13 protein-coding genes and 2 rRNA genes are annotated in these 22,785 nt (G+C 55.9%); 3 read left to right on the top strand and 12 right to left on the bottom strand.

Annotated elements, in window-relative coordinates; translation table 11 throughout:
* Positions 1 to 56: 56 nt before the first annotated feature.
* The 7 genes from hmsP to bcsR form a co-directional block, all read right to left on the bottom strand.
* Complete coding sequence (gene hmsP, locus NI40_RS21070; protein ID WP_039263030.1) at positions 57 to 2,063, bottom strand: biofilm formation regulator HmsP; 2,007 nt, start codon at positions 2,061 to 2,063, stop codon at positions 57 to 59.
* 119 nt (positions 2,064 to 2,182) lie between these two features.
* The gene (gene bcsC, locus NI40_RS21075; protein WP_039263029.1) at positions 2,183 to 5,665 is read right to left on the bottom strand and encodes a cellulose synthase complex outer membrane protein BcsC; all 3,483 of its coding nucleotides are present in this window, start codon (positions 5,663 to 5,665) and stop codon (positions 2,183 to 2,185) included.
* Positions 5,647 to 6,753, bottom strand: a complete 1,107-nt coding sequence (gene bcsZ / locus NI40_RS21080; RefSeq protein ID WP_033146873.1) for a cellulose synthase complex periplasmic endoglucanase BcsZ — start codon at positions 6,751 to 6,753, stop codon at positions 5,647 to 5,649. The genes bcsC and bcsZ overlap by 19 nt, the downstream gene beginning before the upstream one ends.
* A gap of 6 nt (positions 6,754 to 6,759) precedes the next feature.
* Positions 6,760 to 9,180 carry a cellulose biosynthesis cyclic di-GMP-binding regulatory protein BcsB gene (gene bcsB / locus NI40_RS21085; protein WP_052206749.1) on the bottom strand — a complete coding sequence of 807 codons (2,421 nt, stop codon included), beginning with the start codon at positions 9,178 to 9,180 and terminating at the stop codon, positions 6,760 to 6,762.
* A gap of 10 nt (positions 9,181 to 9,190) precedes the next feature.
* Positions 9,191 to 11,806, bottom strand: coding sequence for a UDP-forming cellulose synthase catalytic subunit (gene bcsA / locus NI40_RS21090; RefSeq protein WP_029740462.1), 2,616 nt, complete (start codon positions 11,804 to 11,806; stop codon positions 9,191 to 9,193).
* Positions 11,803 to 12,555: a cellulose biosynthesis protein BcsQ gene (gene bcsQ / locus NI40_RS21095; RefSeq protein WP_029740463.1), complete on the bottom strand. Its 753-nt coding sequence runs from the start codon at positions 12,553 to 12,555 to the stop codon at positions 11,803 to 11,805. The genes bcsA and bcsQ overlap by 4 nt, the downstream gene beginning before the upstream one ends.
* 11 nt (positions 12,556 to 12,566) lie before the next feature.
* Positions 12,567 to 12,755 carry a cellulose biosynthesis protein BcsR gene (gene bcsR / locus NI40_RS21100; RefSeq protein ID WP_008503237.1) on the bottom strand — a complete coding sequence of 63 codons (189 nt, stop codon included), beginning with the start codon at positions 12,753 to 12,755 and terminating at the stop codon, positions 12,567 to 12,569.
* Between the two features lie 175 nt (positions 12,756 to 12,930).
* Here bcsR and bcsE point away from each other — a divergent pair, with 175 nt between their 5' ends.
* Genes bcsE through bcsG form a run of 3 tightly spaced genes read left to right on the top strand, consistent with a single transcriptional unit; the run spans position 12,931 to position 16,356 of the window.
* Complete coding sequence (gene bcsE, locus NI40_RS21105) at positions 12,931 to 14,493, top strand: cellulose biosynthesis c-di-GMP-binding protein BcsE (RefSeq protein ID WP_039263027.1); 1,563 nt, start codon at positions 12,931 to 12,933, stop codon at positions 14,491 to 14,493.
* Positions 14,487 to 14,684 carry a cellulose biosynthesis protein BcsF gene (gene bcsF, locus NI40_RS21110; protein ID WP_024908822.1) on the top strand — a complete coding sequence of 66 codons (198 nt, stop codon included), beginning with the start codon at positions 14,487 to 14,489 and terminating at the stop codon, positions 14,682 to 14,684. The genes bcsE and bcsF overlap by 7 nt, the downstream gene beginning before the upstream one ends.
* Complete coding sequence (gene bcsG, locus NI40_RS21115) at positions 14,677 to 16,356, top strand: cellulose biosynthesis protein BcsG (RefSeq protein WP_033146878.1); 1,680 nt, start codon at positions 14,677 to 14,679, stop codon at positions 16,354 to 16,356. The genes bcsF and bcsG overlap by 8 nt, the downstream gene beginning before the upstream one ends.
* A gap of 51 nt (positions 16,357 to 16,407) precedes the next feature.
* Here bcsG and NI40_RS21120 read toward each other — a convergent pair whose 3' ends face one another.
* The 5 genes from NI40_RS21120 to NI40_RS21140 all read right to left on the bottom strand — a co-directional run bounded on the left by NI40_RS21120 (position 16,408) and on the right by NI40_RS21140 (position 22,618).
* A complete protein-coding gene (locus NI40_RS21120) occupies positions 16,408 to 17,400 on the bottom strand; it encodes a glycosyl hydrolase family 8 (protein ID WP_032662115.1) in 993 nt (330 codons plus the stop codon).
* A gap of 16 nt (positions 17,401 to 17,416) precedes the next feature.
* Complete coding sequence (gene birA / locus NI40_RS21125) at positions 17,417 to 18,379, bottom strand: bifunctional biotin--[acetyl-CoA-carboxylase] ligase/biotin operon repressor BirA (protein ID WP_033146880.1); 963 nt, start codon at positions 18,377 to 18,379, stop codon at positions 17,417 to 17,419.
* On the bottom strand, positions 18,376 to 19,404 hold the full coding sequence (murB, locus tag NI40_RS21130; protein WP_039263026.1) for a UDP-N-acetylmuramate dehydrogenase: 1,029 nt from the start codon (positions 19,402 to 19,404) through the stop codon (positions 18,376 to 18,378). Before murB ends, birA begins: the two co-directional genes overlap by 4 nt.
* 124 nt (positions 19,405 to 19,528) lie before the next feature.
* A 5S ribosomal RNA gene (gene rrf / locus NI40_RS21135) occupies positions 19,529 to 19,644 on the bottom strand.
* 69 nt (positions 19,645 to 19,713) lie between these two features.
* Positions 19,714 to 22,618 (bottom strand): 23S ribosomal RNA (locus tag NI40_RS21140).
* Positions 22,619 to 22,785 lie beyond the last annotated feature (167 nt).

Below are 22,785 nucleotides of genomic sequence, written 5' to 3' on the forward strand. Positions count from 1 at the left end.
ATTTGAAACACAAATGTTAAGAACTTTGAGCTGGCTCGCACAAGCCAGCAACAAAATTACACTTTTGCGTTATTGTCAGCACCAGAAAGGTATCGTTCTTCAAAGACATCCGAAGGAACAGCAGGGGCAAAAAGGAAGCCTTGTCCGCTCTCCACGCCCGCCTCTGCCAGCCAGGCGCGTTGCGCTTCGGTTTCAATCCCCTCGGCAATAAGATGCAGGTTGAGGCTGCGCGCCATCTGGATAATCGCCTGCACCATGCTGCTGTCGCCCGGCAGACCGTCGACAAACGCTTTGTCAATTTTGAGCACATCCACCGGAAGGGTTTTCATGTGCTGAAGCTGACGCAGCCCGGCGTATCCCATGCCAAAATCGTCCAGCGCAATGCGAATGCCGGCATTACGCAGCGGTTTCAGGATCGCGACCGCCTGATTAGGGTCGTCGATGCGTCGGCTCTCCGTCACTTCCAGAGTTAACGTATCAGGCTTGATTCGGTAACGATGGATCAGCTCCAGCATCTCTGAAACCATGGTTGGGTGCATAAGCTGCAGGGCAGATAAATTGACCGACAGCGGCAGCGTCACGCCGCGCTCCTGCCAGGCGGCAAGCTGACGGCAGGACTCCTCCAGCACCCAGTAGCCGACGGTAACCATCAGGCCGCAGGATTCAATGCGCTCAATCAGCCCTTCCGGCAGCTCCCATGAACCATCCGGCTGCTGCACGCGCAGCAGTGCCTCGGCGCTTTTCACTTCTCCCGTCAGCAAATTCACCTGCGGCTGTAGCCAGAGGGCAAACTGGCGGTTATCCAGCGCGGTCAGAATGTCGCTCTCTTCCGTCAGGCGCTGCTGCGCCTTTTCCATCTCTTCCGGCGCGAAGAACTGGATCTGATTTTTGCCTTTGCGCCGGGCGGTGAACGCCGCCGAGAACGCGCGATGATAAAGCTGCTCTGCCGTTAAATCGCCATAGTACATCGCAATACCGATACTGGCGCTTGGACGAAGCTGGATACCCTGAATGGGCAACCGCTCATTAATGACAGTGAGTACTTGCTGACCTAAAGTGATCGCATGCCAGGGTTCTTTTACGCCGTTGGCAATCACCACCAGGTCGTAACCGCTGACCTGGGTCAGCACCATGCGCGGGGCAAGGACAGACTTCACTTTCTCCACCAGGGTCAGCAGCAGCATTTCGCGCTGGCTCTCCCTGAGCACGCCAGCCGTGTCCTGCAGGGTTTCACAGGCGATAACCATCAGCGCCGTGGTTTGCTGACGGGCAACGGTCTGCTCCAGCATCGCCATCAGGAAGGCTTTATTGGGAAGCTCCGACACCGGGAAGCGCGTGGCGCTGCTGTTTAACTCATCCTGCTGGCGCTGAATGCGCTGCTGGTTGAGGTTGTAGCTGCGCACCAGCATGCCTATCTCATCGTCATGATGCAGACGCGGCAGCTCAAGCTGATGCCCCATCTGATCCTGCGGCGCAAGCGTATTCAGCTCGCGGGCGATACGGCGCAGCGGATGAACAATCAGCCGGTTAATGCACCAGGTAAGCGCCACGCTGAGAATAAGCGTCATAAGTAAGCAAGTGGTCACTAACGTAACCACCCAGCTCATGACGAATTTATACATGCGGTAGGAATCCGCCTGTAATACCAGGTAGGCCAGCGGCTGCGGATTGGCAGGGCGTTCAAGCGAATAAACGGGCAGCGAAATCTGCACCGGCAGTTCAAACAGGCGCATCACCATCATCGGGACGGGACGCTCCGGGATAAAGCTCATCCGCAGCGCCTGAAACTGATTGGGCAAGACGACATCGGCGCGGCTAACGACGCCGGCAGGCTGAATGCGTTTTAAAATGGTTTCCGCTTCGGGAATATCCCCTTTCAGGATAGCGGCAGAGAGCGGGCCGCGCACCGATCGCGCGATACTTTCTAACTGCGAAGCCGTGTTATAGCGATTCTGCTGTACGGAATGAAACAGCAAAATTACGCAGAAGAGCAGTACAAACAGCATGGTGACGGCAGAAACCATCGCCATCTGTTTGATTGTTAAGGAACGGCTGACACGCAAAATGACTCTCCACAAAACTCGAAGCGCAGGGCGCGCCAGGGTGTAAACCTGGCGCGCCTGAGTATACCCGATTGCCGCGCTATTAAGAGAGACTTACAAATGGATTAAGGATAATCCGATTACCAGTCCGCGTAAGGGATGAGCGGCTGCGGCGGTAAGTCCATATCGCCCTGCCAGCCTGCAGCAGAGTAACGCACATAGATCAGCGCATGGCTTGGGGTATAGTCTTTCGCTTCCTGAATATCCACGCCCATGCCCACAAACCAGTTGGACGTTACGCGGCGTTCGATAATGGCCCGCGCGGTATAACCCGTGCCAGAGGAGCTGCTGCCGGTTTCCATCACGCCCCGGTCGGTATAGCGGTCTGGCTCATCGGTCGGGATCAGATTCTGGATCGGGTAGCGCAGTTCGTCTTTGGTTTTCGAGTGAGACCAGGACACCGAGCCGCCCAGCTCCCAGGACCAGTTCTCCGTGCGTTTACGCCAGGTCACCGGCAGTGCGAAGGAGACATACTCCTGCGGGCTGTAGTAGCCGCCCTGACCCAGGGTATAACCGCTCAGGTCTTTGTCGTAGTGCCAGAGCATATTGGAGACGCCAACCGTCAGGCGCTCGTTGTTTTTATTAATGAGCTTGTAGTAGTAACCCGTCATCCAGCGGACGCGCCAGTTATCTTCCACATTTTTACCCGTCAGCGTTTCCGCGTTCAGGCTTGACCAGACGCCGTTCGCTTCCCCTTTGTCATAGCTCATGCTTACGCCGCCACCGGTGGCACGTACGCCGCCCCAGGTGGTGCCGGTGTTGGTATCTTTTTGCCCGGCGAACGCCAGCAGAGAGCTGGAGATGGGGCGGCGATGGGCGTTAACGGTATAGCCGATGGGGCCCAGATCGCTGCTGTAGCTGATGCCGCCCACCACGTCGACGACGTCAAAGCCCATTGGCGTGGTGCCAATATCCATCGCCCAGGTTTTATTCTGCCAGCCGACGGCGACGCTTGCGCCATTGTCGGACTGATGGGTGTTGCCGCTACACGGCGTTTCGTAGCAGGTCCCCCATTTTGGATCGTAAGTCCCGTTATTGTTATCAAATGAACCGGCGTCCATGTTGACCAGATCGCTTCTGAAGAACATGCGCCCGTCAGACAGCGGAGCATCCACCTGCAGCATGGTAGTGTGCGCTTTCAGGTCAGAATAGCCGCCCGTGCCGCTGGAGCCCCAGTAGTCGTGCTGCAGCGTGACGTTAACATCCTGCTGACGGTACAAGTCACCGGCATCGCTGCGCACGCCGCGCTTCAGCCAGTCGTCTTTTTCATCGTTACGCGTCAGACGAGTGAAACTGTCGTTGTCGGCCGGACGCGTCGTGGTGATGCCCGTCGACACCATCGCGTCTTTATAGGTTTCCAGCGCCTGCTGAGGCTGACCGTTTTGCGCCTGGAAACGCGCGGCATCACGTAACACCAGCGCGTTTTCCATGGAGCCGGGCTGCGATTTAGCCTGCGGAATGATTTTGTTGAAGGTCTGTTCTGCGGCAGCGGAATCGCCCAGACCTGCCTGCGCCATCGCGATCCGGCGCTGCATGTTGAGCGACAGCGGCTGGCCGTTTTGCGCGGCGGGCAGTTTCGCCAGCTCTGCGCGCGCGGCATCTTTGTCGCCCTGCGCGCTGTAAATCTCGGTCAGGCCGAGGATCGCGTCTTCGTTCTGCGGTTCACGCTGCAGAACGGCGTTATACGTCGTTTTCGCCGACGCCAGATCGCCACGCTGCTGCGCCCAGTCAGCCAGCGTCAGGTCGATGCGGGTGGAGGTCGGCTGCTGACGCAGAAGGTTTTCCGCCTCCTGCTCTTTTCCGCTGTCGCGCAGACGGTTGGCGGTTTCCAGCACCTGATTGCTTTGCAGGCGGTCGGCAAGCTCCTGAATATTGCCGTTCCACTGGCTGCGCGGCAGCGTGTCCAGATGCGCCAGCGCGGCGCGGTCCTGATCGTTGCCGGAAAGATAGAGCCCGCTGGCGTACACCTGATCCGGATCGGTCGGTTTCTGGCTGGCAAGCTGACGCATAAGGGTATCCGCCTGGCTGCGCTGACCCGCGCTGTAGAGATCGCGCGAGAGACGATAGGTTATCCAAACGTCGCCGGGAGAGAGCGCCAGACGACGGCGCTGAATCTCTGCCGCCTGGGCGTATTTTCCCTGATTTTCCAGCTGTTCTGCCTGAGCGGAGAGCTGCTCGTTGGTCAGACTGCGTTCAATATCATCAATGCTCCGGCGCTGGCTGGCGGAGAGAGACTGGATAAACTGCGAGGCCTTCTCCGGGGACTGCGCGCGGTAAATATTAGCCAGGCCGCGGACCGCATTGCTGTTGCCGCTGTCCATACGCAGCGCCTGGCGATAGTAACGTTCCGCCGCGTCATTATCTTTACGCGCCGCGGCGGCATCGCCCAGCCCCAGCACGGCATAACTGTCGGTATTGTCGATACTGCGCGCCTGCTGATAGTAACGCTCCGCCTGCGCAGGATTATTCGCCTTCAGGGCCGCATCGCCCTGCTGGATCAGCAGCCAGTAGCGGTTGACCTTCAGCAGACTGTCCCATTTACCCCGGTTATCGCTCTGGGGATCGAGGGCAATTGCCTTTTCAAACTGCGCCACCGCGCGGGCGCGGTCGCCTTTCTGGGAATAAGCCTGGCCAAGGGCGCCCACCGCTTCACTGTCGGCATGGTTGGCGCTGACGGCTTTTTGCAGTTCCGCGACCGCCTTACTTCCCTGCCCGGCATCCACCGCCGCCAGCCCTTCCGCTTTCGCGCGGAACGCCGGGTCAGCGAGCTGTTTTTGCTGTTCTTCGAGCTGGGCACGCGCCGCCGCGACGCTATCGCCGTCACTGAATACGCTCAGGTATTTTTGCAGCGCGCTGACGCTGGCGCTGCTGGCAGGCTGGCCTTTGATTTGGTCATACCACATATCAGACGCCTGGCTGCGCCCGTTGGTCGATTTAGCCATCTCCTGCAATACCGCAAAGCCTTCGTCACGGCGTCCACTCTGGAACAAAAGCTGGGACAGCGTCGCCTGCAGCTGTGTATTTCCGGGGCTGCTGGTGTTGATTTTCTTGAGCTGGTTAATGGCCGCATTCCGGCGAGCAGGATCTTTCGCGACCACATTCCAGTATTCCGTCGCCACGTCGCCGCCCGGCGGGTTGCCGTCAAACAGCTTATCATAGGCTGCAATCGCCTCCTGCGTGTGTCCCGTGGTGGCGAGCAAACGCGCCTGCTGGAGCTGCTGGCGGCCATCCGGCGTGGACAGCAGCATCGTGTTGCGTGATGACTGGTACGCACTTGAGCCCGGCGCGATCCCTTTCAGACGATCCAGCTCTTTTTGCGCACCGGCGTTATCGCCCTGGCGCAGCAGGTAGCGAAAGCGTGCGGCAATGACGTCAGGGTTGTTCGGGTCAATCAGCTCAAGACGATAAAGCGACTGACGAACCAAATCCTCACGCTGTGTCGATTCGCCCAGCCGAACCTGTTCCAGCAGCTGTTTCTGCTGCGGAGAGTTGGCGGCCTCAGCCATCGGCATCAGTGCCAGGCCAAGCGATAAAGTGAGTAGATTTACTGTGAACTTGCGCATTCCTGGCCCCAATCCGGTATTAATTCACCTTTTGCGGTGAAGCGAAAACGATGCTGATCCCATCCTTGCCCAAAGAGAGTCAGCACGTAGCTGTAATAGGCATTGTTATCGGGAAAATGGTCTGCAACGCGCTGGCGCTGAACCGCCTGGGCATCACGTTGTTGTAAAAACGGCAGCATGGCGGCAGAGAACCCGACCGGGCCATTCCCGGTGCGTTTACCCGTCGCCACATCCACTTTCTCCGGCGGCACACCCCGTTTCATTGTCTTTGCCGCCATCGGCTGGAAGCGCGTCAGCAGCCGGGCTTTCTGAGGATCTTTATCACTCATCATTCCCACCCAGAGATAAACGCGGATGGCGTCGTAGCCGCCCACCAGCGATTTATCCTGCTGTAACCGCCAGCCTTTGTTTTTCTGATACTGAACCCAGTCCGGCGAAAACCCTTTCGGCGCGCTCTCCAGCAGCAGACGCTGATTGGTTTCACGAAGCTGGGTCCACGGGGGACCAAAGCGCGTGAAATAACTCGCTAACTGCGGAGGAAGATAGCTGGGGTTAAAACGCCAGACGTTTTCATCGGCAAAACCGACTTTACCGGGAAGCAGCATTGCGCCGAGCCCCGGCACTTTCACCACTTCCTCACTGACAATGCGTTTCAGCAGCGCCTTACCCGTGCGGGTATAGTCCGGATGTTTCCACAACCGACCCGCTTCGAGCAGAGACCAGGCGATCCAGACATCGGCGTCAGAGGCGGAGTTGGTATCAATCACCGCCCACGTCTCTTTATCTTTCTGGCCCCATAGCCAGGCGGGCAGATGGTCGTTGAGATTGCCGCTGGCAAGATTATCGCGCGTCCAGGTCAGCAGCTGGTCAAACGCGCTGCGATCGTTCGCCGCAAGGGCAAAGAACAAGGCGTAGCTTTGCCCTTCAGAGGTCGTAATTTTGCGCGTGTCGCTGGGATCAACGACACGCCCGCCCTCACTGATGTAATCCTTTTTAAACTGCTCCCAGGCAGGCCAGGTACAGGCGGCGCGAAGAGGAAGCGCCGCCAGCATCAACGCTGCTAATGCACACCAGCGAAAGGCTTTCATCACATCTTACTCATCCGGGTTCAGGCGACGACGGCTGATGATACGCAGCAGACGCCACAGCACCCATGCCAGCAAGACCACGCTGACCGCCGCCAGGATGGCGAGCAGAACCGGATGGTTAGCCAGCGCATACCACAGGCGTTCGAACCACGGCAGATGGCCCACGTAGTACACGTCGCCCACGCGCAGGCTATTGACGCCGGACTCACGGATCACCGACACGGATCCAAACATCGCGGCACGTTTACCGCTGTCGTTCATGGCCGTATTGAGCAGTTCATACCCGCGCGGGCTGTCCGCCAGAAGAGCCACCACGCTACGCTGTTCGTTGTAAGGTGACTGGAAGCCCACCACCGCGGCCATTGCCCCCTGAGACGTTACCGTCGTCTGCGCGCTGGCCTGACGGTCGTTCATATCCGGCATAATGCTCGGGAACTCGGTCTGGCGCAGCGGCGTGTTAACCCAGGACTGGGCCGCTTTCACCAGCAGATCGATACGTTTGTCATCCTTCAGCTTATCCGGAATGGTACCGATCACCATGATGTCAGCATCTTTGTTCTGGATCTGGCTGCCATCGTCCGTCAACGTGACGTTAATCGCCGGTAATCCCGTCTGTCCCCCAACGGTCGCCATGGTATCCAGCAGGGTCGTGACCTGCCCTTCGCTTGGCGCTTTTGGCATCACAACGATGGACTCAGAGAGATCGGCCATGCGGCTGAACGGGAAACCTGCGTTAGCAAAGGCGCGCAGATCCGGCATCGCCAGGAAGTGATAGTACTTCGAGAAGTCGATGGTCGACTCATCGCCAATAACAACGTGGTTCTGTATGGGCTGGAAGGTGATGCAGTTTTCCGCCGAACCGCCAGGCGTCGGGTTCATGTACTGGAAGTCAAAGCGCAGCTGGTTTATCGCGCCCAGCTTCAGTGCCGGAATGGAGACATCCGTTTTACCGTCCAGCAGCCCCTGCAACACCGGCAGGCGAAGCATCAGGCGGTTAGTATCCTGCGTGCTTTGCAGGCTGAACGATTGCAGGAACTGGTTGTTCAGGCTGATATCCATGCGCGAGCTGTCTTTGGTCGCTGGCGCGGTATAACGGTAGTTCAGATTGATATCAATGCCGTTGGTACGCAGCAGATACAGATCCGGCGGCAGATTCAGTGACAGGCTAATCGGTGCTGGCTCAAGCCCCGTCGCCTGCAGCTGTTCTTCATAGGTTTTCAGTTCGCCAAATGTCACCGCACGGTCGGTACGCACCCAGTTTGGCGCATCATAAGGTTTACGCGCCAGCAGCGGTTTGACCTCATCCACTACAACGCTGTTGCCACGGAAAAGGACGTTGCCCTGGGCAATCGCTTTTGCGGCCTGCACCAGATCTTTATCATCACGGCCAAACACCACCAGCAGCTTCACGTACGGGTTTTCCGGGTGGCTTATCATCTCAACGGTCGGCGCTTTGACGTCCGGATGATCGCGCAGGAAGGCCGGGCGTTTCGCGTTGGTCGCAAACACAATGGCATTTCTGTCCGGCAGTTTGTCATACATCGCTGGGAAGCTCTGTCCACGCCAGCCAGCACGTGAACCAAACCAGGACGCCACAATGGTGGCCGCTAGCTGCTCGGTCACGTCCGGGGATGATGCAAACACCATCGGCAGCGTGAGCGGACGGTTATCACGCGGATCGAAGAATGGAACCGGGAATGCCGAGAGATCGTTTTTCAGCGCCAGCGACTGGTAGGTCATCTGCAGCGAGGAGTTACGCCCGACGTCCATCCAGAGCGTGTTGCTGGCCGGGTTTTCGCAGACATCGCGGTAGTGGCCGACAAATTCCAGACGGATACGGTTAAAGTCGGTGATGAACAGCGGGTTGATCGGCACCTGCGCCTGGGTTTTCTTGCCCAGCTGCTCTTTGGTGACCGGCAGTACGTCCATCAGCTCATCATTCAGGTAGACCTTCAGCTGGGACTGCGTCGGCAGCAGAGACGGCGACGGCGTGTATTCCAGGTTCAGCACCGCATTAGAAACGACCTCATCGCTACGCATGCCAAACTCAATGCCGCCGTTAGGGTTGATGCCGCGCAGCACCATACTGCCCGGAGGCGGTGCAATTTGCGCGAAGGTCAGCTTCACGTCCCGCGACGGCGCATTGTCTGCGACGACGGGCGCATTCGCCCCCCGGACGCCCGGCATCACCTGCCCGATGACCTGGCCGTCTGCCGGCAGGGTGTTCCCCTCCGTTGGCTGGTTCGGCATGATATTTTCTGTTTGACCAGGTGCCGCGGTGACAACCGGATCGGTTGCTTGCGCGACGACAGGTACCGTTGGCGCAGGCGTTGCCGCTGCGTTACCAGGAGCTGCGTTAGCCATTGTTGCGGGGAGGACATTCATCCCCATTGCCACTGCACATAACCAGGAAAGTTTTGTTTTCATCGCGTTATCATCATTGTTGAGCCATAACCGGGTCCGCCTGCTTCGCCTCATCCCGCTCAGGACGACGAGGAATGAACGACACGACCCAGGAAACCAGCGAAGTAAGTGACCGGAAAATTAATTTCACCGACGACGGGGCGAATTCTGCAAGGTGACGATAGCCACGGAACCCCAGCTTCAGAATATCCAGCAGGCTTTCCAGAGGTTTATCTTCCGGGAAGCTGTCCTGCCAGAGAGCCCACGTATCCGCGCGGGCAAACGTACACTGCACAAAATCGATATGTTGCTTTTTGGTCAACGGCATCAGCTGCAAACCGACTTCATTGCCCGCCACGCGCACAACCTGCGTCGGGAAGACATACTCCTGCTGACCGCGCTTAAGCAGCAGGTTAACTTTCTGGCCTTCCAGCACCTTCGCCTGGCCGTTGATTTTGATCCCCAGGCCACCGTCAGAGAAGTCGTGCACGGTACAGGAGAAGAGATGGCCATCTTCACGGGCGATCGCCGCAGGCATGCAGATTTCAACGCGATGCGCACGACGAACCTGCTTGCTCTCCACCGACACCGCCACCGCGCCGCCGAGGATAATCAGGTTGTAGAAGACCCAGGCCATACTCACAAAGACGGTCAGGATTTCGTTTTCCGGGCCGTAGAAGTAACGCCAGATACCGGCGATGACGCCAACGATATTCAGCAATACCAGGAAGATATACGGACGGGAGATCACCCAGTCGACGTACTCCTCTTCCACCAGGCCGCCCTTGGCGGTGACGTTAAATTTCCCTTTGTGCGGGTTAATCAGCGCCACCATCGTCGGCGGTGCGATATACCAGGCCAGCACCGTTTCGTAGATTTCACTCCAGAAGGAATGGCGGTATTTACCCTGTATCTTCGAGTTCGTCAGGCTCGCGTGGATCATGTGCGGCAGAACAAACAGCGCAATCATCAGCGCCGGGGCGTAAATGATATAAGCGTGAAGGAGCAGGAACGCCAGCGGCGCGGTCAGGAAGATCAGCCGCGGGATACCGGATAAGAAGTGGAACATGGCGTTGACGTAGCAGAGACGTTGCGCCAGCTTGAGCCCTTTACCAATCAGTGGGTTATCGAGACGGAAGATCTGCACCATGCCGCGCGCCCAGCGAATACGCTGACCAATGTGCGCCGACAGTGACTCCGTTGCCAGACCGGCAGCCTGCGGAATACGCATATACGCAGAGGTATAGCCACGACGGTGCAGGCGCAGAGAGGTGTGCGCATCTTCAGTGACCGTTTCGACGGCGATACCGCCAATTTCATCCAGCGGCTTACGGCGGATAACCGCACACGAGCCGCAGAAGAAGGTGGCATCCCACATGTCGTTTCCGTCCTGCACCAGGCCATAGAATAGCGTGCCTTCGTTCGGGGTTTTGCGGAAGCGGCCAAGGTTACGTTCAAACGGATCCGGCGAGAAGAAGTGGTGCGGCGTCTGCATCATCGCCAGCTCTTTCTCCTTCAGGAACCAGCCCATGGTCATCTGCAGGAACGAGCGCGTCGGCACGTGGTCGCAGTCAAAGATCGAGACAAACTCCCCTGTGGCATACTTCAACGCGTTGTTGATGTTCCCGGCTTTCGCATGCTCGTGAGTCGGACGGGCGATGTACTCGACGCCGACCTCCTCTGCGAACTGGCGGAACGCCGGACGGTTGCCGTCATCCAGGATCCAGACCTTGAGCTTGTCTTTCGGCCAGTCGATGCCCAGCGCGGCATAAATGGTGTTTTTCACCACGCTCAGATCTTCGTTATAGGTCGGTACAAAGAGATCAACAGACGGCCACTGCGCGGTGTCTTTAGGCAGCGGAACCGGCTGGCGGTTGAGCGGCCAAATGACCTGGAAATAGCCCAGCACCAGCACGATCCAGGCGTAGGTTTCGGCAAACAGCAGCACCAGGCCGCACACCAGGCTGACCGGGTCGTCCCAGTTCAGGGTTGAGGTATAACGCCACCAGATGTAGCGACAGGAGACGGTCAACGACAGCACAATCAGCATCAGCGCCGAGAAGCGGCCCGGAATACGGCGGACCAGCAGCGCCACGCCCCACAGCAGGATCAGGAAGGTGAACTGCGCCAGAGGGTTGAAAGGTTGCGTAATACAGACCAGCGCCAGAATGAGCGAGAACACGACGATCACGCCGAGGATAAAACGCCGCAGGCCCGGGTGGAGATGCCCGAGCTCTTTGTGGTTATCCAGATGGCTGGTCTTATCGCTTACGCTGTTGGGCAGTCTGTCCAGCCACTGGTGGTAGCGCTCACGTAACTGCTGGACGCGGGAGAAGCTGCGCCAGTGCGGCGTTATTTTCTCTGAGCGGGATGACGTGACCACCAGCCAGATGGCCTGAATGAGATAGCGCGCCGGATCCAAAGGACGCGGCCGATTGGGATTAATATGCGGATATAGCTCACTGTGCCGGGCACGTATGCGCTGCCAGCGCGGGTGTTCGAGTGGAATAAACATCCAGGCCAGAATCATCCAAAAACAGCCGAGCGCGGCGCTAAATGCCGAAGCACCGTGCCGGCGGAAATGCCGGTAATGTTCGCTCAAACGCGAACTGACCGGTGGGATGAGTAACCAGCTGGCGAGACGACTCATACAGAACTCCCTGCATGCTCCGCCCTGTTGGCGAAGTTCAGCAGACACCAGTTAGCCAGCGTCAGGATCTCTTCTGCCGCCAGTGAATCGCTGCGGTATTCGCCGAGCGGTTGCTTAGACGCTAGGCATTCCGCCATCCCCTCATCACGATGGATGACAATGGGAAGCAGACGGCGCTGGCTTTGCAGCCAGACCTGATACAGATCGTCCTGGATCTGGCTGCCAATGCGCAAATCGTTAATCAGAAGATGAGCGTTCTGAGGCAGCCCCTGCTGATGCAGGCGGATATGGCAGTTCGCATCGACGTTGACGATGGAAAGTATATGATCGCATTGGGCGATTAGCTGTCGGGTCAGCGTGCCGGCGCCGTGCGGCAGATCCAGCAGGATCCACTTGTAGTGCCCCTTTTCTTTCAGGGTTTGCAGCGCCAGCGTGAACTGCGAAAACAGGCGCTGATACGCGGCTTCATTCTCGCGTTCCGTGGTGCTCAGTTGTCCAAACGGCAGCAGATCGAGCTGGGAGGTATAGCGCATCCCTGCATCCTGCCAGTCTTTATCATCAAGCAGTGCCCGGGCCCAGCCCTCTTCACGAGAAAAGTCGACGTTAAACGACATACGCAACAAATTATCGGCGCAGGCGTCAATAACCAGCACCGATTCACCTAAAAGCTGTAATGACCACGCCAGCGCCGCGGTAACTGATGTGGTACCCACACCGCCACGGACACCCTGTAATCCGAGTATGGCCATCAATGGCTCCCTTATTGTTGATGGGCGAATTCAGCTAATAACGGCCAGCGTTTAATAGCCGCGGCCAACTGTTCCCGCTGGGAAATATCGGTGTAATCTATTTCAGGTAAAGAAAAGGCCTGCGTCAGCGCCAGAAAATCGTTTTGGAATGTGTAACCCAGAGTCGAGTCGACTGGGGTTCCAGGTTCGTTATTATCCATTCTTTTTCCATCCCTTTAAGGAAAATCGCACGCTAAAGAAGTTGCGGGGCTTCCTGCCCTGACAAATTTCATTTACATGCTAAATCTGATGTTCTTTAATTTCAATGTTAGGTTTATTTCTACGCTTTCGCTAGTAAACTGAGATACAGATAAATTAGACGAAAAGAGGGACACCGTGGACTCCATATTTTCTATTGGCATCCAGTCATTATGGGACGAATTGAGCCACATGCCAGTCGGAGGAGTCTGGTGGATTAATACGGACCGTAATGAAGATGCTATCAGTCTGGTAAACCAGACAATTGCTGCTCAGGATAAGGATTCCCGCGTGGCCGTCATTAGCATGGGCGAAGATCCGAAGAAAATTATTACGCTTGAAAGTGGTCGCGGCCCCCAGACGGTGCGATTATTTTCCATGACATCGGAAGCCGATAGTCTATACTTTTTGTCCCGCGACGTTCAGTGCTCTATTGATCCGGATCACTATTTAGTGATTCTGAAATGCGCAAATAACGTCCTGCAAAATATGCCCGCTGAAAAACTGCTGCCCTGGCTGGAAAAAATCAATAAATGGGCAAAATTTCAAAATTGCACGCTATTGATAGTCAATCCCGGCAGTAATAATGACAAGCTGTTCTCACTTTTAATGGCCGAATATCGCTCTCTGTTCGGTCTGGCAAGCGTTCGTGACCAGGCAGGCAGCTATCTCTACGATATTGCATTCTGGTGTAATGAAAAAGGCGTGAGCGCCAGGCAACAGCTTACGCTGAAACATATTGAGGGCGAGTGGCACCTGGCGCAGCAGGAAGAAACCGTGGTACAGCCGCGCAGTGATGAAAAACGCATCCTGAGCCATATCGCGGTTTTAGAGGGGGCACCCGCCCTGTCGGAAAACTGGACGCTGTTTGAATCTAACGAAGCCCTTTTCCATGAAGCCCGCACAACCCAGGCGGCAACCCTTATTTTCTCGCTGATGCAGAATAACCAGATTGAGACGCTGGCACGACAAATCCACACCTTACGCCGCCAGCGCGGCAGTGCGTTGAAAATCATCGTGCGCGAAAATAATACCAGCCTGCGCGCCACCGATGAGCGCCTGCTTCTCGGCTGCGGCGCCAATATGGTTATTCCATGGAATGCGCCGTTGTCACGCTGCCTGACGCTTATCGAAAGCGTTCAGGGCCAGCAGTTTAGCCGCCACGTACCGGAAGATATTTCCACGCTGCTCTCCATGACGCAGCCGATGAAGCTGCGTGGGTACCAAAAATGGGATACCTTCTGCGACGCCGTGGGCAACATGATGAGCAACACGCTTCTTCCTGCAGACGGAAAAGGGGTCATGGTTGCCCTGCGTCCTGTACCGGGTATTCGCGTTGAACAGGCTCTCACCTTATGTCGCCCGAACCGTACAGGGGACATCATGACCATTGGCGACAATCGTCTGGTGCTGTTTTTGTCCTTCTGCCGGGTAAACGATCTCGATACGGCGCTTAACCACATCTTCCCTCTGCCTACAGGGGATATTTTCTCGAACCGTATGATTTGGTTCGAAGATAATACGATTAGCGCGGAGCTGGTTCAGATGCGTGCGCTCCAGCCTGAACAATGGGTTAAGCCGCTCGCTATCAAGAGCGATGCCAAACCGATCCTCAATGCCAGGCATGATGGACACGTCTGGCGTCGGGTTCCGGAACCCCTTCGCTTATTAACAGACAACGCGGAGAACGCATCATCATGAACATCAGCGATATCATTCAACTGGTTATATTCTGTGCGCTGATCTTTTTCCCGCTTGGCTACTATGCGCGCCATTCCATCCGCCGTATCCGTGATACGGCCAGAGTGCTTTTTATTAAACCTCGCTATGTAAAACCAGCCGGAACACTGACACGGGCATCACACGTCAAGGCAGACCGAAAACATGACTAATTCTACCTATACCGCTTCGTCACCCTCGCCGCTCTGGCAATACTGGCGCGGCCTTTCCGGCTGGAACTTCTACTTTCTGGTGAAGTTTGGCCTGCTGTGGGCAGGCTATCTGAATTTCCATCCCCTTCTCAACCTGGTGTTTATGGCCTTCCTGCTGATGCCGCTGCCGAATATCAGGCTACATCGCTTGCGCCACTGGGTCGCTATACCTGTCGGCTTTGCGCTGTTCTGGCATGATACCTGGCTACCGGGGCCGGACAGCATTATGAGCCAGGGGTCGCAGGTGGCGGGCTTTAGCGCCAGCTATGTCCTCGATCTGACCGAGCGCTTTATTAACTGGCAGATGATTGGCGCGGTATTTGTGCTGCTGGTTGCCTGGCTGTTCCTGTCACAGTGGATCCGCGTCACGGTGTTTGTCGTCGCGATTATGATCTGGCTTAACGTGCTGACGCTGGCTGGGCCGAACTTTTCCCTGTGGCCTGCCGGTCAACCGACCACCACGGTGACCACCACAGGGGGAAGCGCGGCGGCAACCGTCACAACGGCAGGCGATACGCCTGTGGTGGGCGATATCCCAACCCAGACCGCACCGCCGACCTCTACCAACCTGAACGCCTGGCTCTCCAGTTTCTATACCGCGGAAGACAAGCGACAGACTAAATTCCCGGATGCGCTGCCGGCGGATGCTCAGCCGTTTGAACTGCTGGTGATCAACATCTGCTCTCTCTCCTGGGCCGACGTGGACGCCGCCGGTTTGATGTCTCATCCGCTGTGGTCACACTTCGATATTCAGTTTAAAGATTTCAACTCTGCCACCTCGTACAGCGGCCCGGCGGCGATCCGCCTGCTGCGTGCAAGCTGTGGTCAGACATCGCATAAAAACCTGTATCAACCCGCCGGCAACCAGTGTTATCTGTTCGATAACCTCGCAAAACTGGGCTTTACGCAACACCTGATGCTGGGGCATAACGGCCAGTTCGGTAACTTCCTGAAAGAGGTGCGCGAACAGGGTGGTATGCAGGCACCGCTGATGGATCAAACCGGTCTTCCCGTCTCTCTGCTGGGCTTCGACGGTTCGCCCGTTTATGACGATACTGCCGTCCTGCAGCGCTGGCTTCAGACCATCGAAAAAGACAGCAATCCACGCAGCGCGACGTTCTTTAACACCCTGCCGCTCCACGACGGTAACCATTTCCCGGGCGTGAGCAAAACGGCTGATTATAAAGTGCGTGCGCAGAAGTTCTTTGACGAGCTGGACGCGTTCTTCACAGAGCTGGAAAAATCGGGCCGTAAAGTGATGGTGGTTGTGGTACCTGAGCACGGTGGTGCGCTGAAAGGTGACAGAATGCAGGTGTCGGGTCTGCGTGATATCCCAAGCCCGTCCATCACCAACGTGCCTGCAGGCATTAAATTCTTTGGGATGAAGGCACCGCATCAGGGCGCACCGATTGAGATTACACAGCCAACCAGCTATCTGGCGATCTCAGAGCTGGTTGCCCGCGCCGTTGACGGGAAGCTGTTTGTGGAGGATAGCGTGAACTGGGATCAGCTCACCAGTAACCTGCCGCAAACCGCAGAAGTCTCAGAAAACGCTAACGCGGTCGTCATTCAGTATCAGAACAAACCGTACGTTCGCCTGAACGGCGGGGATTGGGTACCGTATCCGCAGTAACACGGTATGACGACGTCCCTCTCCCCATCGGGGAGAGGGATAATGTCGACATTATTGCTGGGCGATCCACACCAGCATTTTCAGACTTGCCGAATAGTAGTCGTCTTTAGAGGTAATTTCGGGTTCTCCGGAAGACTGCCCCATCGTGAAATCACGTACAGCCAGCAGGCCGCCTTCCATCATGTAGGGCGCATATTCGTTGGTCGTGACGTTAACCCAGGCGGGCGTTTGTTCCCGGGGAAACTGTCCGAACCAGGCCTTCCACGGCGTCAGCAGCGGGCTTTGCTTATCAGACCAGGCGACGTACAGCGGAACACGAATCGCGTCATAGCTCATTCGCGGCGGCCAGCCTTTAGCAGGTGCCAGCTTGCCACCTGATGCCAGTGAAACCCAATCAGTGGGCAGATTCGCTTTACCCGAACCCATTTTCCCCAGCAGGCGTTTCCCGTCCTTAATCAAATCGCGCCAGACCGGCAAATGACTGCGTCTGGAGAAGGCCTGCCAGGCTGGAAACACGAAATAGGAAGGATTAAGGACCACTTCACCCTCAAGCTTAAACCCCTGGACGCCGGGCAGCATCACGCGGTAACCGGCATAGCGGATCACGCTGTGGTCAATCAGTGCTTTGGTAATTGCATCCGATGCGGCGCTGTAGCGCTTGTCATGCCAGCGGGCGTCGGCTTTCAGCAACGCCCAGGCAATCAGCACGTCGCCATCGGCAGCGTTGTTTTTGTCGGCGACCGGGTTGGACTCTGCGGGATTATAGCGCCAGTAAAACAGACCATTTTCTTTGTTCTTCAGCTGACTGTCTGTCCATTGCCAGAGCTTATCGAACGTGGCTTTATCGTCGTTGGCCACCGCCATCAGCATGGCAAAACCCTGACCTTCCGTATGCGAAACGCCGCCATTACCGGTATCAACAATGCGGCCTTCCGGTTTGAAAAAGCGGGCCTTGTAACTCTCCCAGGCCCGATCCGCATGAGAGAGAGGCGAGAACAGCAGACTCATCATGACGGCCAGCGTTGCGCACACGGGTTTTCGCATAATTAACTCGATCCGGTTATTCGGCACTTCGCAGTGAAATCTCACCACCCATCCAGGGTTTGATCACGCCATCCTGCTCCAGGAGCAGCGCGCCCTGTGCGTCAATACCGCGGGAAGTTCCGTAGATCTCTTTATCACCAATCAGCAATTTCACCGGGCGGTTGATAAAGTTATCCAGCTTTTCCCAACGAGACAGGAACGATGCCAGCCCTTCCTGCTCAAAAAGCGTGAGTGAACTGCGCAACTCTTTAATCATACGCACGGCAAGGGTGTTGCGATCGATGACGATCCCCGCCTCCTGGAGGTTAGTCCAGGCCTGATTCACCACATCATTTTGTACATTGCGCATTACCATGTTGAGGCCTGCGCCGATGACTATTTGCGCCGCATCGCCCGTTTTTCCCGTCAGTTCGACCAGAATACCGGCAAGTTTACGATCGTTGAGGTAGAGGTCATTAGGCCATTTAACGCGTACTTTATCCGCCCCGAGATCGTGCAGCACTTCCGCCATGACGATGCCGATGACCAGACTCAGACCAATGGCAGCGGCCGGGCCCTGCTCGAGTCGCCAGTACATGGACAGATAGAGGTTAGCGCCAAATGGCGAAAACCATTTGCGACCGCGACGGCCGCGACCGGCCTGTTGATATTCAGCAACGCAGGCATCGCCGGATTTCAGCTCAGGCAGACGATCCAGAAGATACTGGTTCGTCGAATCAATCACCGGCAGCACCGCAACATTGCCGTGTCCGATCTGGCTGCGGATCGCTTCTTCATTCAGCAATTGAATCGGTTCCGGCAGGCTGTAGCCTTTTCCGGGAACCGTGAACACATCAACACCCCAGTCGCGAAGCGTCTGGATATGTTTATTGATAGCAGCACGGCTCATGCCAAGCTGCTCACCCAGCTGCTCGCCAGAATGAAACTCACCGTCAGCAAGGATGCTAATCAGGGTTAAGGGAACGGTATTGTCCTTCACGCGATAGCCTCCACGGCATTAACTTCACCTGTGCAGCCAATGAAGCGAACTTCTGGCTCCAGCCAGACGTTAAATTTTTCGCCCACACGCTGACGAACATAATGAGCCAGCTGTACAACATCATCGCTGGTTGCATCGCGCTGATTAATCAGCACAAGAGCCTGCTGCTGGTGAACGGCAGCACCGCCTACTGAAGTGCCTTTTAGCTGGCATTGATCGATAAGCCATCCCGCGGCAAGCTTCACGCTGCCATCCGCCTGAGGGTAATGTGGTGCGGCTGGCCATCCTTCAAGAAAGACTTTTGCATTTTCGCTGCTGATAACCGGGTTTTTGAAGAAACTTCCTGCGTTTCCGTTTACTTTTGGATCGGGAAGTTTGGTCATCCGCATATGGCAAACGGAATCAAAAACGTCGCGGGCGGTTACGGTAGCCGGATCGAGACGCGTTAAATCCCCGTAGGTCAACACGGGCTGCCAGTCCTTCGACAGGCGCAGGCCCACGGCAACAATCACGTAGCGATCCTGATATTCATGTTTGAAGATACTGTCACGATAGCCAAACCGGCACTGTTCCGCCGTTAAACGCTTTGACGTTCCGGTCGCCAGTTCGATGCAGTCGACATATTCGCAGACATGTTTCAGTTCGATGCCGTAGGCGCCGATGTTTTGAATAGGTGACGATCCGGCGCAGCCTGGAATAAGCGCAAGGTTTTCCAGGCCCGGCATCCCTTTTTCGAGGGTGAATTGCACCAGATGATGCCAGTTTTCTCCGGCCCCCACGTGCAGGTGCCAGCTGTCGGCACGCTCTTCCACATCAATTCCCATGATGCGGTTAACGATCACCGTTCCCGCAAAATCATCGAGAAACAGGACATTACTTCCTTCGCCCAGAATCAGTACGGGTTCGTTATTTTCAGTTGCGCTTTGCCATGCATCCAGCAGTTGCTGTGCAGTATCGGCACGTACAATTTGTTTAGCATTGCGTTGAATGCCAAAGGTATTCCAGGGCTTAAGGGAGTGGTTCATAGACGCTATCCTGATGCAAAAACGCAGGTAGTTTACCGTATAAGCAGGGCGTTGGGGGATTAGTTTGTGCAGCGTATAAACGCAAAAAGGCCATCCTTTCGGATGGCCTCTTCACTTATTTGATGCCTGGCAGTTCCCTACTCTCACATGGGGAGACCCCACACTACCATCGGCGCTACGGCGTTTCACTTCTGAGTTCGGCATGGGGTCAGGTGGGACCACCGCGCTAAAGCCGCCAGGCAAATTCTGTTAATCTGTATCAGGCTGAAAATCCTGTCTCTCTCTTCGCCGAAACAGCTTCGGCGTTGTAAGGTTAAGCCTCACGGTTCATTAGTATCGGTTAGCTCAACGCATCGCTGCGCTTACACACCCGACCTATCAACGTCGTAGTCTTCAACGTTCCTTCAGGACCCTTAAAGGGTCAGGGAGAACTCATCTCGGGGCAAGTTTCGTGCTTAGATGCTTTCAGCACTTATCTTTTCCGCATTTAGCTACCGGGCAGTGCCATTGGCATGACAACCCGAACACCAGTGATGCGTCCACTCCGGTCCTCTCGTACTAGGAGCAGCCCCCCTCAATTCTCCAGCGCCCACGGCAGATAGGGACCGAACTGTCTCACGACGTTCTAAACCCAGCTCGCGTACCACTTTAAATGGCGAACAGCCATACCCTTGGGACCTACTTCAGCCCCAGGATGTGATGAGCCGACATCGAGGTGCCAAACACCGCCGTCGATATGAACTCTTGGGCGGTATCAGCCTGTTATCCCCGGAGTACCTTTTATCCGTTGAGCGATGGCCCTTCCATTCAGAACCACCGGATCACTATGACCTGCTTTCGCACCTGCTCGAGCCGTCACTCTCGCAGTCAAGCTAGCTTATGCCATTGCACTAACCTCCTGATGTCCGACCAGGATTAGCTAACCTTCGTGCTCCTCCGTTACTCTTTGGGAGGAGACCGCCCCAGTCAAACTACCCACCAGACACTGTCCGCAACCCGGATCACGGGTCTACGTTAGAACACCAGCCATTAAAGGGTGGTATTTCAAGGTTGGCTCCACGCAGACTGGCGTCCACGCTTCAAAGCCTCCCACCTATCCTACACATCAAGGACCAGTGTTCAGTGTCAAGCTATAGTAAAGGTTCACGGGGTCTTTCCGTCTTGCCGCGGGTACACTGCATCTTCACAGCGAGTTCAATTTCACTGAGTCTCGGGTGGAGACAGCCTGGCCATCATTACGCCATTCGTGCAGGTCGGAACTTACCCGACAAGGAATTTCGCTACCTTAGGACCGTTATAGTTACGGCCGCCGTTTACCGGGGCTTCGATCAAGAGCTTCGCGTTGCCGCTAACCCCATCAATTAACCTTCCGGCACCGGGCAGGCGTCACACCGTATACGTCCACTTTCGTGTTTGCACAGTGCTGTGTTTTTAATAAACAGTTGCAGCCAGCTGGTATCTTCGACTGATTTCAGCTCCACCCGCAGGGGCTTCACCTACATATCAGCGTGCCTTCTCCCGAAGTTACGGCACCATTTTGCCTAGTTCCTTCACCCGAGTTCTCTCAAGCGCCTTGGTATTCTCTACCTGACCACCTGTGTCGGTTTGGGGTACGATTTGATGTTACCTGATGCTTAGAGGCTTTTCCTGGAAGCAGGGCATTTGTTACTTCAGCACCGTAGTGCCTCGTCATCACACCTCAGCGTTAAAAGGTACCGGATTTACCTGGAACCTCCGCCTACATGCTTAAACCGGGACAACCGTCGCCCGGCTAACATAGCCTTCTCCGTCCCCCCTTCGCAGTAACACCAAGTACAGGAATATTAACCTGTTTCCCATCGACTACGCCTTTCGGCCTCGCCTTAGGGGTCGACTCACCCTGCCCCGATTAACGTTGGACAGGAACCCTTGGTCTTCCGGCGAGCGGGCTTTTCACCCGCTTTATCGTTACTTATGTCAGCATTCGCACTTCTGATACCTCCAGCATGCCTCACAGCACACCTTCAACGGCTTACAGAACGCTCCCCTACCCAACAACACCTAAGTGTCGCTGCCGCAGCTTCGGTGCATGGTTTAGCCCCGTTACATCTTCCGCGCAGGCCGACTCGACCAGTGAGCTATTACGCTTTCTTTAAATGATGGCTGCTTCTAAGCCAACATCCTGGCTGTCTGTGCCTTCCCACATCGTTTCCCACTTAACCATGACTTTGGGACCTTAGCTGGCGGTCTGGGTTGTTTCCCTCTTCACGACGGACGTTAGCACCCGCCGTGTGTCTCCCGTGATAACATTCTTCGGTATTCGTAGTTTGCATCGGGTTGGTAAGCCGGGATGGCCCCCTAGCCGAAACAGTGCTCTACCCCCGAAGATGAGTTCACGAGGCGCTACCTAAATAGCTTTCGGGGAGAACCAGCTATCTCCCGGTTTGATTGGCCTTTCACCCCCAGCCACAAGTCATCCGCTAATTTTTCAACATTAGTCGGTTCGGTCCTCCAGTTAGTGTTACCCAACCTTCAACCTGCCCATGGCTAGATCACCGGGTTTCGGGTCTATACCCTGCAACTTAACGCCCAGTTAAGACTCGGTTTCCCTTCGGCTCCCCTATACGGTTAACCTTGCTACAGAATATAAGTCGCTGACCCATTATACAAAAGGTACGCAGTCACACCACGAAGGTGCTCCCACTGCTTGTACGTACACGGTTTCAGGTTCTTTTTCACTCCCCTCGCCGGGGTTCTTTTCGCCTTTCCCTCACGGTACTGGTTCACTATCGGTCAGTCAGGAGTATTTAGCCTTGGAGGATGGTCCCCCCATATTCAGACAGGATACCACGTGTCCCGCCCTACTCTTCGAGTTCACAACCTGTGCATTTTCGTGTACGGGACTGTCACCCTGTACCGTGCGACTTTCCAGACGCTTCCACTAACACACAAGCTGATTCAGACTCTGGGCTGCTCCCCGTTCGCTCGCCGCTACTGGGGGAATCTCGGTTGATTTCTTTTCCTCGGGGTACTTAGATGTTTCAGTTCCCCCGGTTCGCCTCGTTAACCTATGTATTCAGTTAACGATAATGCAACGAATTGCACTGGGTTTCCCCATTCGGACATCGCCGGGTCAAAGGTTCATATCACCTCGCCGGCGCTTTTCGCAGATTAGCACGTCCTTCATCGCCTCTGACTGCCAGGGCATCCACCGTGTACGCTTAGTCGCTTAACCTCACAACCCGAAGATGTTTCACTTCATGATTGCGAAAATTTGAGAGACTCGAACACACCATTTAAGATGTGTCGTTTCAATTTTCAGCTTGATCCAGATTTTTAAAGAGCAAAACTTCGCAGTGCACCTTTTCAGGTTCACTCTGAAGTTTTCTTGGGTTCGCAGTA

Origin of the sequence: Enterobacter sp. E20, assembly GCF_000801755.2 — a bacterium.
GTDB classification, from domain to species: domain Bacteria; phylum Pseudomonadota; class Gammaproteobacteria; order Enterobacterales; family Enterobacteriaceae; genus Enterobacter; species Enterobacter asburiae_B.